11 protein-coding genes and 1 pseudogene are annotated in these 12558 nt (G+C 68.2%); 3 read left to right on the top strand and 9 right to left on the bottom strand.

The genetic code is table 11. The annotated features are described in order from the left end of the window. Window positions 1-139: 139 nt before the first annotated feature. Window positions 140-898, bottom strand: a complete 759-nt coding sequence (locus ACYPYD_RS25845; protein ID WP_459666431.1) for an SDR family NAD(P)-dependent oxidoreductase — start codon at window positions 896-898, stop codon at window positions 140-142. Between the two features lie 178 nt (window positions 899-1076). Between ACYPYD_RS25845 and ACYPYD_RS25840 the strand changes: the two genes are divergently transcribed. From ACYPYD_RS25840 to ACYPYD_RS25830, 3 genes are all read left to right on the top strand, one after another. Further along, on the top strand, window positions 1077-2618 hold the full coding sequence (locus ACYPYD_RS25840) for an SDR family oxidoreductase (protein WP_459666429.1): 1542 nt from the start codon (window positions 1077-1079) through the stop codon (window positions 2616-2618). Between the two features lie 99 nt (window positions 2619-2717). Then, window positions 2718-3479 (top strand): enoyl-CoA hydratase/isomerase family protein, encoded by a 762-nt coding sequence (locus tag ACYPYD_RS25835; RefSeq protein ID WP_271183682.1) that lies wholly within the window; start codon window positions 2718-2720, stop codon window positions 3477-3479. A 40-nt stretch (window positions 3480-3519) separates the two neighbouring features. Then, on the top strand, window positions 3520-4836 hold the full coding sequence (locus ACYPYD_RS25830) for an MFS transporter (protein ID WP_459666427.1): 1317 nt from the start codon (window positions 3520-3522) through the stop codon (window positions 4834-4836). Window positions 4837-4861: 25 nt separating this feature from the next. Here the strand turns inward: ACYPYD_RS25830 and ACYPYD_RS25825 are convergent, their stop codons facing one another. The 8 genes and pseudogenes from ACYPYD_RS25825 to ACYPYD_RS25790 form a co-directional block, all read right to left on the bottom strand. Next, complete coding sequence (locus ACYPYD_RS25825) at window positions 4862-5332, bottom strand: hypothetical protein (RefSeq protein ID WP_459666425.1); 471 nt, start codon at window positions 5330-5332, stop codon at window positions 4862-4864. Between the two features lie 217 nt (window positions 5333-5549). Beyond that, window positions 5550-5831, bottom strand: a complete 282-nt coding sequence (locus tag ACYPYD_RS25820) for an AbrB/MazE/SpoVT family DNA-binding domain-containing protein (protein WP_285021378.1) — start codon at window positions 5829-5831, stop codon at window positions 5550-5552. A 31-nt stretch (window positions 5832-5862) separates the two neighbouring features. Further along, the gene (locus ACYPYD_RS25815; protein WP_459666423.1) at window positions 5863-6294 is read right to left on the bottom strand and encodes an acyl-CoA thioesterase; all 432 of its coding nucleotides are present in this window, start codon (window positions 6292-6294) and stop codon (window positions 5863-5865) included. Further along, entirely contained in the window at window positions 6291-7439 is a 1149-nt protein-coding gene (locus ACYPYD_RS25810; protein WP_459666420.1) for an iron-containing alcohol dehydrogenase, read from the bottom strand. Before ACYPYD_RS25810 ends, ACYPYD_RS25815 begins: the two co-directional genes overlap by 4 nt. After that, window positions 7436-9454: a 3-hydroxyacyl-CoA dehydrogenase NAD-binding domain-containing protein gene (locus tag ACYPYD_RS25805; RefSeq protein WP_459666419.1), complete on the bottom strand. Its 2019-nt coding sequence runs from the start codon at window positions 9452-9454 to the stop codon at window positions 7436-7438. Before ACYPYD_RS25805 ends, ACYPYD_RS25810 begins: the two co-directional genes overlap by 4 nt. Before the next feature lie 33 nt (window positions 9455-9487). Beyond that, complete coding sequence (locus tag ACYPYD_RS25800) at window positions 9488-10258, bottom strand: enoyl-CoA hydratase/isomerase family protein (protein WP_459666416.1); 771 nt, start codon at window positions 10256-10258, stop codon at window positions 9488-9490. A 77-nt stretch (window positions 10259-10335) separates the two neighbouring features. After that, entirely contained in the window at window positions 10336-12303 is a 1968-nt protein-coding gene (locus tag ACYPYD_RS25795; protein ID WP_459666414.1) for an alkyl/aryl-sulfatase, read from the bottom strand. 37 nt (window positions 12304-12340) lie between these two features. Next, window positions 12341-12558 (bottom strand): annotated as a pseudogene (locus ACYPYD_RS25790) (hypothetical protein); the annotation flags it as partial.

Raw genomic sequence — 12558 nt, 5'->3', positions numbered from 1 at the left:
CCCCGCACGACGGGGCTTCGACAGGCTCAGCCTGAGCGTTATGGAGAGTTCTAATCCCGCTCAGGCTGAGCCTGTCGAAGCCCTATCGGCGTGGCAATACGCGCGGCCCCGGAGCAAGCCCGGGACCGCGTCAGCATAATCAAAGGATCGCGTTCGCCAGTCCGCCGTCCACGGTGATCATCTGCCCCGAAACGAACGCCGAGTCCGCCGAGGCCAGCCACAGCGCCGTCTGCGCAATGTCGTCGGTCTCGCCCAGGCGGCCCAGCGGAATGCGCGCCTTGCGTTGCGCCAGCGTCTCATCATCCAGCATCGAGAGCACGCCTTCGGTCGCCACCGTCGCGGGCGAGATCGCGTTTACGCGGATGCCCTGCGCGCCCAGTTCCACCGAGGCCGCGCGGGTCAAGCCGCCGACGCCCGCCTTGATGCCGCAGTAGAGCAGCGCATTGACCATGCCCTTGAGTGCCGAAACCGAGGCGATGTTGATCATCGAGCCGCCGCCGCGCTGGGCCATGTAGGGCGCCGCCGCCTGCGTCATCCACACGATCCCGTCGAAACCCACGCCCGACATGCGCGCCAGGGTCTCGGGGGTGATCTGGGCGATCGGCTCGTACTTGTTCCACATCGCGCTGCTGACGGTCACGTCGAGCCCGCCAAGTTCCTCTGCCGTGCGGGCGACCGCCGCCTGCACCGCATCGCGGTCCGACACGTCGCAGCCGATGGCGATGGCGCGGCCGCCCTGCGCGGTGATGCCGTCGACGACGGCCTGCGCCCAATGCTCCTTGAGATCGAGCACGGCGACGGCGGCGCCCTCGGCCGCGAAGAGTTCGGCAATGGCGCGGCCCAGCCCGCGCGAAGCCCCGGTGACGAGCGCGACGCGCCCCGACAGTCGTTGCGACATGATGGTCTCCCTAATGAATGAGCGCAGCCTTGGACCCGCCGCCCCGCGCGCCCAAGCGGGCGCCGCCTGCGCCGCCGCCTTATCCCATAGGTGATAGCCGTGGCGCCGCGCCGGAGCCGGGTTGAGGCGCCGTCGCGCCGGTGCTTCGCTGACGCGAACACGAGAACGGGAGAAGACGATGGAGCGGCACGGTGCAAGAGTGGTGCTGGTGACGGGCGCGGCCGCCGGGATCGGCCTTGCCACGGCGCGGCTGTTCGCGGCGCGCAGCGATACCGTGGTGCTCGCCGATCGCGATGCCGGGGCGGTCCGGCGCGCGGCGGCCGAACTCGGCGCGCCGCATCAGGCACTGGTGCTCGACGTCGCCGATGAGGCCGCCGTGGTCGCGGCCGTAGCGGAGATTGCTGCGCAGCATGGCGGGATCGACGTGCTGGTGAACAACGCCGGGATCGTCGATCCGGCAGGCACCTCCGCGCTCGACCTCGATGCCGCAACGGTGGAGCGGCTTTTGCGGGTGAACCTAACCGGCAGCTATCTTCTGGCGCGAGAGGCGGGGCGCGGCATGATCGCGCGCGGGTCTGGCGCGATCGTCAATCTCTCCTCGGGCATCGCATTGCAGGCGATTGCGGGGCGCACGCCTTATGCGATGTCGAAGGCGGCGATCCTCGGCTTCACCCGCGCGCTGGCCTGCGAGTGGGCGCAGCACGGGGTGCGCGTTAACGCGGTGCTGCCGGGCTACGTCGCGACCGAGATCGTCGAGGCGCTGGTGGCTGAGGGAGAGGTCGATCCCGCCACGGTGGCCGCGCGCATCCCGCTGGGCCGCATGGCGCGCCCGGCCGACGTGGCGGAGGCGATCGTATGGGCGGCCGACAACGCTTACGTCACCGGCGGCAGCATCGCGGTGGATGGTGGCTATTCTGCCTATGGCGGCACCGCAGCGGCGGCCACGGCAGAGGCTCCCACAGCGTCGCAGCATGACCGCCCGGTGGTGGTCATTTCCGGCGGCGCGCGCGGCATCGGTGCGGCGACGGCGGATCGCTTCGCGGCTGACGGCGCGCGGGTAATCGTCCTCGACCGCGAACTCGCCGCGGTGCCCGAAGGACGCGAGGGGCATGTGCTCGACGTCACCGACGAGGCCGCGCTGGTCGCCGTGATCGAAGGCATTGCTGCGCAGCATGGCCGGATCGACGTGCTGGTCAACAACGCCGCCATCGCCGACGACTTCCAGCCCACCACCGAACAGACGCTTGCCGCCTTCGAGCATGGCCTTGCGATCAACCTCGTCGCCCCTCTGCGGCTCGCCACGGCGGCGGCGCGGGTGATGCGGGGGCAGGGCGGCGGCGCCATCGTCAACCTCTCCTCGATCGCGGCGCGCGGAGGACTGCCGCGCCGCAACAGCTATTGCGCGGCCAAGGCGGGGGTGGAGGCGATGACGCGCCAGCTCGCCTGCGAATGGGCGCAGCATGGGGTGCGGGTGAATGCCGTCGCGCCCGGCTACATCGCCACTCCCGGCGTCATGGCGCTGGAGGCGGAAGGCAAGCGCTCGCTGCGCGGCGTGCGGCGACGCATTCCGCTGGGGCGGCTCGGACGGCCGGAGGAAATCGCCGACGCCGTCGCCTTCCTCGCCTCGCCGCGTGCGGGCTACATGACGGGGACGGTGGTGCCGGTGGACGGGGGCTGGTCGGCCTTCGGTGACGCGGGCGATGCTGCGGATGTGGAGTGAGGTGCATCGCATATGGGATTCTCCCGCGCGCAGGCCCCCGATGCGCGACGGGAGGGCCGCAGTTGCGGCTAGATGGTCGCCAAACCTGAGGATGCCGAAATGACGATCAGACTCGAAGTGGCCGACTACGTCGCCGTGGTCACGATGGACAATGCCCCCGTCAATGCGCAGTCGATGGAGATGATCCACGGCCTTGCCGATGCCTTCGACGAGATCAGCGACCGCGACGACGTGCGCGTCGCCGTGCTGACCGGCGCGGGCAAGTGCTTTTCCGCCGGCGCCGATCTGAAGAACCGGCCCGACGTCTCCGCCCCCGGCGCCACCTGGAAGCGCAACCGCGCGGTGCGCGAATCCAGCTATGCCATCATCGAGTGCAACAAGCCGGTGATCGCGGCGGTCAACGGCCCGGCGCTGGGCGGCGGGCTCGGCCTCGCGGCGAGCTGCGACATCATCGTCGCTTCCGAAACGGCCGTGTTCGGGCTGCCCGAGGTGGACGTGGGCCTGATGGGCGGCGGCAAGCACGCCGCGCGCATCCTGCCGCATTCGATGGTGCGCCGCATGATGCTGACGGGCTGGCGCGCGCCGGCGGCGGAACTCTATCGCCGCGGCGTGATTGAGGCGTGCCTTCCGGTCGAGGAGTTGATGCCATGGGTCATGGAGATGGCGCGCAGCATCGCCTCCAAGAGCCCGATGGCGACGCGGCTCGCCAAGGATTCCATGCGCACGATCGAGAACATGACCCTGCGCGACGGCTACCGCTACGAGCAGAACAACACCAACGCGCTGTCGAAGACCGAGGATTCGAAGGAAGCCATCGCCGCCTTCAAGGAAAAGCGCGCGCCGGTCTTCCAGGGCCGCTGATCGCGGCTATAGCGCTAGAATAACGGGTCGGGAGAAGAACATGGCAACCACGATGCAACCGGCGAGCGCGCCTGCCTCCTCTCGAGAGGTGGGCGGTTACGACTGGTACGTCGTTGCCATTCTCTTCTCCGTCTCGGTGCTGGGCTACATCGACCGCGTGATCCTCAGTTTCCTGGTGGAAGCCATCAAGGGCGACCTGGCGTTGAACGACGCCGAGATCGGCGCGGTGACGGGCATGGCCTTCGCGGTGCTCTACGTGTTCGGCGGGGTGTTGATCGGCCGCATGCTTGACAAGGGGCGGCGGGTGACGATCCTGGCCGCCTGCATCCTCGTATGGTCGATCGCCACGGCGGCGAGCGGGTTCGCCACCGGCTTCGTGACGCTGTTCCTGGCGCGCATGTTCGTGGGCGTGGGCGAGGCGGGGCTGAACCCGGCGGCGATCGGCATCATCTCCAGCCGCTTCCCACAGGACAAGGTGCAGAAGCCGATCGGGCTGTTCACCACCGGCCTCTACGTCGGCGGCGGCATGGCGATGATGCTGGGCGCGCACCTGCTGGGCAAGTTCAGCGCGGGCGGCCCTTACGACCTGCCGCTGATCGACACCGCCGAGCCGTGGCGCGTGGTCTTCCTGCTGCTCGCGGTGCCGGGCCTCCTGGTGGCGCTGCTGGTGCAGACCACGGTGCGCGATCACAACGCCGCCCAGCGCGCCGCCGCTGCGCCTGCCAAGGGTGAGGCGCTGGCCTTCGCGCGGGAGAACCGCACGCTGATCATGCTGCTGGCGCTGGGCATCGTCTCGTGGTCGATGAACAATTACGGGCTGCTCAACTGGTATCCGGCGATGCTGATGCGCTCCTACGCGATGACGCCGGCGATGGTGGCGACGAGCTATGGCCCGGCGTTCCTGCTGGCCGGGATCGCCGGGTGCCTGGCGGTGCATCCCTACCATGCGTGGCTGCGCCGCCGCGTGGGCGACAAGGCGGCGTACTGGCTGACCTTCACCTCGATGGCAGTGCTGAGCGTGACCACTATCCTCGGGCCGATCGTGCCGACGGTGGGCCTGGCGGTGTTCATGTCCTACGCGAACCTGTTCGTGAGTTCGATGTCGGTCGCCTCGATCTTCGTGCTGATCGTCGCGGTGGTGCCGCCGACGCTGCGCGGGCTCTACACCGGACTGTACATGGCGCTGGTGAACCTGACCGGCGGCGCCTTCGGCTCGGTGCTGGTGGGGCTGATGACCGACCACGTCTACGGCGCCAAGGGCCTGAACCTGGCGCTGACGACGATGGCGGTGGTGTTCGGCCCGCTGGGCGCGGGGCTGCTCTACGCGGCGCTGAAGCGGGCGCCGGAGCGGGGGTGAAGGACGGCTTTGAGTGTTCTAGCGTTCAGTAACGCGGCAGCGGCAACTGTTCGAAGGTACGGCGCAGTTGGCTATTCCGTGTCGCATGACGCTTGGGATCGCATCCGAAATCCATCAGGAAGTGCATGTCGTACTCCGGGCCTCTCCACCGTATATGCATGGCACCCGCGTCCGTTATACGAGGCACTTTGGGTGGGCACGGGTTCTTGATAAAGCGCAAAGCGCTCTCGTCGGTATAAGGTTCTGCTTCGGCCCGGTACGGCTCAAGACTGGATAACAAGCTCACGAACTGCTCGTGCGTCATTTTGAAGGTGCCACTTTGCCCTTCGGGGTAAGGCTCGCTGATATGATAATTGCCGAGGCCCGTGGAGGCTATGGTCACATCCTCAGATTGCCAGCCTGATTGCCTGATCTCGATTTTCTCAATTTCAGGACGATCGGCTTTGCCGCAAGCAACGACGAATAAGATGACGATCGATGCAACGAACAAGCGCATTCTGAACTCTGTCACAATGGGCCAGTGTCTGCAAAGCGGCGCGGGCGGCCTGACCGAAATCCATATCAAAGATCGCCGCTCAGAGTAGGAGAATGGCGAATACTGTTACTTAGAGGCGGTCCCCACAATGTGAGGTGCGAGTTCGAATCTCATCGCTGGCCATGGCTGTAATGGCACGGTTGTATGACCCCGATAATGCCTGGAGCCATCTTACGTCTCAGCAGTCGCGCTCGTTGGCGTCCTCCCGATCGAAGGTCCACCCCGGAGGCCAGGTGCGGCGTAGGCGGCGAATGTGTTCGAGAGCGGCGGCGCGGCTGGCGGCGCGGTCAACGGTAAGTGCCCGGTCGTCCGAAACGCGGACCTCGATGTCGTCGCCCTCTTTGAGAGCCAACGTCTCGACAACGGCGGTAGGCAGGCAGATCGCCAGACTGTTGCCCCAGCGGATGACCTGCATCAGCACCCTTTCGACGATATATTGACGCGAGAAATATGCCTCCACAGCGCAATGTCGTCAAACCCGAGCCAAATACTCAGCCAATCCCCTGCAGCACCGCCCGCCACGCCTCGGGCAGCGGCGTCGGGCGGCGGCTGTCGCGGTCGACGTAGACGTGGGTGAAGTGCCCTTCCGCCGCCGGTTGCTCGGCGCCCTCGACGAAGATGCCGAGGTGGTAGGTCACGCTGCTCGAACCGAGGCGCGCGACTTTCAGGCCGACTTCGACCTTCTGCGGGAACTCCACCGAGGCGACGTAGCGGCAGCCGGTCTCCACCACGAGGCCGATCGGGTTGCCGTTCTCGATGTCGAGCAGGCCGACTTCGATCAGCCAGGAATTCACCGCCGTGTCGAACCACGAATAGTAGACCACATTGTTGACGTGGCCGTAGACGTCGTTGTCGTGCCAGCGGGTGCTGATCGGGGTGAAGTGGCGGTAGGCGCCGCGCGGGCGCAGGGGTTCGCGGCTCAAAGGGCGGCCTCGTAGAGTTTGCGCGCGTCATCCAGCGTGATCGGGCGCGGGTTGTTCTTCAGCAGGCGTTCCTGCAACATGGCGTCGGCGGCGAGCTGGTCGAGGTCGTCGGCGCTCACGCCCACGGCGGTCAGCTGCGCGGGCATCCCGGCCTTCGCGGCCATGTCGCGCAGCGCTTCGAGCAGCCCCTGTGCCTGCGCCTGCTGGCCAAGGCCGTCCAGCGCCGGATCGACCAACGGGCCAAGCTCGGCATAGAGGGGCATCGCCGCGCTCATGTTGAAGCCCAGCACATGCGGCAGCATCAGCACGTTCGAAAGGCCGTGCGGCACATGGAAGCGCCCGCCGAGCGGATAGGCGAGGGCATGGACCCCCGCGACCGGGGCGTTGGAGAACGCCACGCCTGCCAGATGCGCGCCCAGCAGCATCGCCTCGCGCGCGGCCATGTTGCCCGGTTCCTCGCAGGCGGGGAGCAGGTTGGCGGCGAGCAGGCGCAGCGCCTCGCGGGCGAGCAGGTCGGACATCGGGTTCTTGAGGTGCGCCGAGGTATAGGCCTCGATCGCGTGGACCATCGCGTCCATGCCGGTGGCGGCGGTGACGGGGCGTGGCAGGCCGAGCGTCAGCGCCGGGTCGAGCACTGCATGCCCGGCCACCAGCGCGGCCGAGGAGACGCCGCGCTTCTCGTCACCCGGAAGCGTGATGATCGAGACGGGGGTGGCTTCCGAGCCGGTGCCAGCGGTCGTCGGCACCAGCACCAGCGGCAGGCCCTTGGAGCGGGCGTTGCCGACGCCCCAGATCGCGTCGAGATCATCGCCCGAGCCGAGCAGGTAGGCGGCCAGCTTGGCGATGTCCATCGGGCTGCCGCCGCCGAAGCCGACGACGCTTGCCGCGCCGCATTCGCGGCCGCGCGCGACGACGGCCTCCAGCGTGGCGCGCGAGGGGTCGGCCTCGACTTCGGAGAAGATCGTCACGTCCCGGCCCGAGGCGGTCAGCGCCGCCAGCGCGCCCCCGGCAAGGCCGAGCTTCACGATCATCGCATCGGTGACGAACAGCACAGGGCCTTCGGGCAGCAGCTTGGCGATGCGATCGGCGCTGCCCGCGCCGCTGACGAGGCGCGGGCCGTAGGAGAAGGCGAAGCTGCCCGTCATGCGACCGGCTCGGGCTGGGGGCTGCGCAGCAGCGGGGCGATGGAGAAACTTTCGGGCATGCGGTCCATGTAGTGCTCCAGTCCGGCGACGATCTTGGCGAAGCCTTCGCGCTCGCCCCAGAACATCGGGCCGCCGGTCCAGCGCGGCCAGCCATAGCCGTAGAGCCACACCACGTCGATGTCGGAAGAACGCTGGGCGATGCCCTCCTCCAGGATCAGCGCGCCTTCGTTGACCATCGTGTAGAGCGTGCGCGCGACGATCTCCTCGTCCGAAATAGCGCGCGGGGTGATGCCTTCACGCTCCCGGAACTCCTCGATCAGCGCGGCGACGACGGGGGAGGTACTGCGCTTGCGGTTTTCGTCGTAGTCGTAGAAGCCGGCCTTCGTCTTCTGGCCCCAACGGCCCTGCGCGCACAATGCGTCCTTGAGGTTGTCGATGCGCGTCTCGTCGCGGTGCCAGCCGATATCCACGCCCGCGAGGTCGGTCATCTGGAACGGCCCCATCGGCATGCCGAAATCGGTGTGGACCTTGTCCACCTGCTCGGGGCTGGCGCCTTCCATGACGAGGGCGAGGGCGTTGTCCTGACGCGGGATCAGCATGCGGTTCCCGATGAAGCCGTAGCACACGCCCGCGACCACCGGCACCTTGCCGATCCTCTGGCCGAGCGCCATCACGGTGGCGAGCACGTCCGGCGCGGTCTTTGCGCCGCGCACGACCTCGACCAGCTTCATGACGTTGGCGGGCGAGAAGAAGTGCATGCCCAGCACGTCCTGCGGCCGCGAGGTGCAGGCGGCGATCGCGTCGACGTCGAGGTACGAGGTATTGGAGGCGAGGATCGCGCCGGGCTTGGCCACCGCGTCGAGGCGGCCGAAGACCTGCTTCTTGACCTCCATGTTTTCGTAGACCGCCTCGATCACGAGATCGCATTCGCCCAGGGCGCCGAATTCGAGCGTGGGCGTCAGCAGCGCCATCGCGGCCTCGACCTGATCGCTGGTGAGGCGGCCCTTGGCGGCGGTGGCTTCGTAGTTGCTGCGGATCAGCGCGGCACCGCGTTCCAGCGCCTCGGCATTGGTCTCGACCATGGTGACGGGCAAGCCCGCCGAGAGGAAGTTCATGGCGATGCCGCCGCCCATCGTGCCCGCGCCGATGATGCCGACCCGCGCGATGTCGCGCTTGGCGATGTCCCTGGGCAGATCGTCCACTTTGGCGGCGGCGCGCTCGGCGAAGAAGGTGTGGCGCAGGGCCCTGGACTGCTCGCCCGCGACGAGTTCGAGGAACAGGCTGCGCTCCACCGCCATGCCTTCCGCGATTGGAAGGGTAGCGGCGGCCTTCACCGCCTCGACGCAGGCGGTGGGTGCGGTGAAGCCCTTGAACAAGCGCGGGTCAGCGGCGGCGAAGGCATCTGCTGCTGCGGCGTCGCCCGAGACGGGGCGCTCGCCGGTCGGGCGGACAGGGCTGTCGGCGAAGCTGGCGGCAGCGGCGCGCAGGTCTTCGGCATTCTCGACGACCTTGTCGACGAGGCCGCTGGCGAGCGCCTTGGCGGCGGACACCGGATCGCCCGAGACGATCATCTTCAGCGCCGCCTCGACGCCGATGAGACGCGGCAGGCGCTGGGTTCCGCCTGCGCCAGGCAGGATGCCGAGCTTCACTTCGGGCAGGCCCAGCTTCGCCGAAGCCAGTGCGACGCGGTAGTGGCAGGCGAGCGCGACTTCGAGCCCGCCGCCGAGCGCGGTGCCGTTGATCGCGGCGATGACCGGCTTAGGGCAGGCCTCGATCGCGGCGAGGACGTCGGGCAGCTGCGGGTCGGCGAGCGGCTTGCGGAATTCGGAAATGTCCGCGCCCGCGCTGAACAGCTTGCCGCTGCCGGTGACGATCACGGCGCCGACGGAGATGTCGTCGGCGGCCTTGGCGATGGCCTGTGCCAGCCCGCTGCGAACGGCGGCGCCCAGCGCGTTGACCGGGGAATTGTCGAAGGTGATCGTCAGGATCGGGCCGGTCTGTTCGGTACGGATCATTGTGAACTCCATGGAAGAGGGATGCGCGGGCGGTCAGCCGGCGTTGAAGGTGGGCGCGCGCTTGTCACGGAAGGCGGCGACGGCATCGCGGTGGTCGCGGGTCTGGCCGAGCAGCGGCTGCATGGCGGCCTCGAAGTCGAGGAAGCTATCGAAGCTCATCGCGGGCGCAGCGGCGAACTGGCGCTTGGCAAGGTGGAGTGCGGTGGCGGGGCCGTCCGCGATCATCCGCGCCAGCTCCATCGCGCGCGGCAGCAGTGCGTCGGGGGCGAGCACTTCCATCGTGAGGCCGAGTTCGAGTGCCTCGGGCGCGTGGACCTCGCGGCCGGAATAGACGATCTCCTTCGCGCGCATCGGGTTGATGGTGCGCAGGAAATGCCAGGCGAGCCCGGCGTCGGGGGCGTAGCCGATGCGGCGGAAGGTGGCGGCGAAGCGGACCCGCTCGCTGGCGAGCACGATGTCAGCGGCGAGGGCGAAGCCCCACGCCGCGCCGATGCACACCCCGTCCACCGCCGCGATGACGGGGGCGGGAAAGCGGGCGACGGCGCGGGCCATAGCGTGAAGCTGGCGCATGCGGCGCAGAAAGTCGTCGGGGGTTGTCTCGCCCATCTCGCCGATGTCCGCGCCCGAGCAGAATGCGCCGCCGGTGCCGGTCAGCACGACCGCGCGTACGCCGGGGTCGGCTTCGAGATCGGCGAATGCGGCGATGAACTGCCCGCGCATCGCCATGGTGAAGGCGTTCTTCGCGGCGGGCCGGTCGAAGGCGACGACGGCGACGGCGCCGTCACGGGTTACAGTGATGGTCATGGACGAGGCTTAGGCCCGTCGCCCTTCGGGCGGGGAGGCCCGGCGCATTGGCCGGGCCATATTCACGGATATGATGCTCAGGGCTTCGGCGTCACCAGTCCGAACGTGCCCCTGGGCGCCTCCACCAGCGCGAGGAAGGCGCTCAGGCGCTGCGCCGTATCGGCGGGCAGGGCGCTTTCCTGCGGCTTCTTCGTGATCGCCGCGACGAGCTGCGCGCGGGTCATTTCCAGCTTCTGCGCGGAAGTCTTGCCGACCGGCTGGTGGATCAGCACGCCGTTGCGGATTTCCACGTGCTCCGCGACGCCATCCAGTACGAGGTCGAAGGACATCGGCGCCGCCAGCGCCCGCTCGGGCACAAGGCGCACCGCCAGCAGGTCGAGGATGTCCGAAAGTGGCATCGCCGGGATCGCGCCCGCGACCGAATCGAAACCGCCGGTCTTCACGCCCTCGCGCAGTTCCTTGGCGCCGGTGAGGAAGGCATTGCGCCACATCGAGCTGGTCGCCTGATAGCCCTGCTGTTCGAGGCTGTCGGCCAGCGCCAGCTTGGCGGCGTGGTTCTCCGGCTGCGCGAAGACGAGGCGCGAGAGCAGTTCCGAGGCCCAGCGGTAATCGCCCGCCGCCACCGTCTTTTGGCCCAGCGCCAGCACCGCGTCCGGTCCGCCCATCGCCTCGACGTACTTGGTCGCCACGGCCTCGGGCGGCAGCGGGTTGAGGTTCGCCGGGTTGCCGTCGTACCAGCCGAGATAGCGCTGGTAGACCGCCTTGGCGTCATGGCTGAGCGTGCCGTAGTAGCCCTGGTTGAACCAGCGGTCGGCCAGCGGCTTCGGCAGCTTGAGGTTCTCGGCGATCTCCTCGCCGGTCATCCCTTCGTTCATCATCCGCACCGACTGGTCGTGCAGATACTTGTACATGTCCCGGTGCGCGCCGAGGTAGTCGAGGATCTTCGCATTGCCCCAGTGCGGCCAGAAATGCGAGGTGATGAGCGTATCCGTGCGGTCACCGTAAAGCGCGATCGACTTGGTCAGGTCGTCCGCCCAGGCCTTCGCATCGCGGACCTGCGCGCCGCGCAAGGTCAGGATGTTGTGCAGCGAGGAGTTGGCGTTCTCGGCCATGTCCAGCACGCGCAGCTGCGGCATGTAGATCGCCATTTCGGCGGGCGCCTCGGTGTCGGGCATGTACTGGAATTCGAGGTCAACGCCGTCGATCGTCATCGTCTCGCCGGTCTTCGTGACTTCGTGCGTGGGCGGCAGCATCTGCACCGCGCCGGTCGCGTTGCCGAGGCGGTTGAAGGCCGGGCCGATGCCGTCGCTGATGTCCGCCTTGGGACCGGTGCCGATGAGGTGCCCGAACGCATAGATCGCGCGGCGGCTCATGGCGGGACCGGCGATCACGTTCTCCGAGATCGCTTCCTTGAGGAAGCCGCCCGGCGCCACGATCGGCACCTTGCGCGCGGCGGCCTCTTCCGGGCTGATGACGCCCGCCGCGCCGCCGAAGTGGTCGATGTGCGAATGGGTGTAGATCACGCCCATGACCGGCTTGTCGCCCAGCTTCGCGCGGACGAGGTCCATCGCCGCCTTCGCGCTCTCCACCGTGGTCAGGGTGTCGATGACGATGTAGCCGGTCTTGCCGAGCACGACCGTCAGGTTCGCCAGCTCGATCCCGCGCACCTGATAGACGCGGTCGGTCACCTTGAAGAGGCCGGATTGCGACAGCAGCTGTGCATTGCGCCAGAGGCTGGGATTCACGGTGTCCGGGCGCTTGCCCTTGAAGATGTCGAGTTCCCTGAGGTCGCGGATGCGCTTGCCGTCGGGCTTTGTGATCTCGCCGCCGGGAATGCCTGCGACGAAGCCGCGCGTGGCGAGGTCGAAGTCTTCCCTGTCGTTCCACGGCAGGCTGGCGGTGGTCTCCTCGAAGTAGCGCAGCGTCGCGGCCGAGGCGGGTTTCTGCGCGCTATCCGCATCCTGCGCGCCGACATGGCCGCCCGCGCCGAGGGCTAGGAGCGAGACGGCGGCGATTGCCGCTGCGAAGCGTGGGCGATGGGCCATGGACATCCTCTTATATGCGACCGTGGACGCCAGACCCTCACGATCCGCGCCTGACAGGCCGGGCGCACTGTCGGGATGCCGCCCGGAGAGGCAAACCCGCCGGCCTGCGCGCGGCATCTTTCCCGGTTGTGATATTCCCCCGAAGCGGTCGGGTTAAGGCCTCCCCGCCAGCGGCGACAATGGCGGCGACGGTCTCCTCGACCGCTTCGGCATTGATGTCGGAGACGATCACCCTTGCGCCGTAGCCCGCGAAGA

The sequence above is a fragment of the Novosphingobium sp. 11B genome, from assembly GCF_054589055.1.
The sequence above is the reverse complement of the archived record's forward strand: the minus strand, read 5'-3'. Positions and strand labels throughout refer to the sequence as shown.

Bases quoted from the DNA above. Each gene is read 5' to 3' on its own strand.
- ACYPYD_RS25845 (WP_459666431.1), bottom strand. From the start codon at position 898: ATGTCGCAACGACTGTCGGGGCGCGTCGCGCTCGTCACCGGGGCTTCG.
- ACYPYD_RS25840 (WP_459666429.1), top strand. From the start codon at position 1,077: ATGGAGCGGCACGGTGCAAGAGTGGTGCTGGTGACGGGCGCGGCCGCC.
- ACYPYD_RS25835 (WP_271183682.1), top strand. From the start codon at position 2,718: ATGACGATCAGACTCGAAGTGGCCGACTACGTCGCCGTGGTCACGATG.
- ACYPYD_RS25830 (WP_459666427.1), top strand. From the start codon at position 3,520: ATGGCAACCACGATGCAACCGGCGAGCGCGCCTGCCTCCTCTCGAGAG.
- ACYPYD_RS25825 (WP_459666425.1), bottom strand. From the start codon at position 5,332: ATGCGCTTGTTCGTTGCATCGATCGTCATCTTATTCGTCGTTGCTTGC.
- ACYPYD_RS25810 (WP_459666420.1), bottom strand. From the start codon at position 7,439: ATGACGGGCAGCTTCGCCTTCTCCTACGGCCCGCGCCTCGTCAGCGGC.
- ACYPYD_RS25805 (WP_459666419.1), bottom strand. From the start codon at position 9,454: ATGATCCGTACCGAACAGACCGGCCCGATCCTGACGATCACCTTCGAC.
- ACYPYD_RS25800 (WP_459666416.1), bottom strand. From the start codon at position 10,258: ATGACCATCACTGTAACCCGTGACGGCGCCGTCGCCGTCGTCGCCTTC.
- ACYPYD_RS25795 (WP_459666414.1), bottom strand. From the start codon at position 12,303: ATGGCCCATCGCCCACGCTTCGCAGCGGCAATCGCCGCCGTCTCGCTC.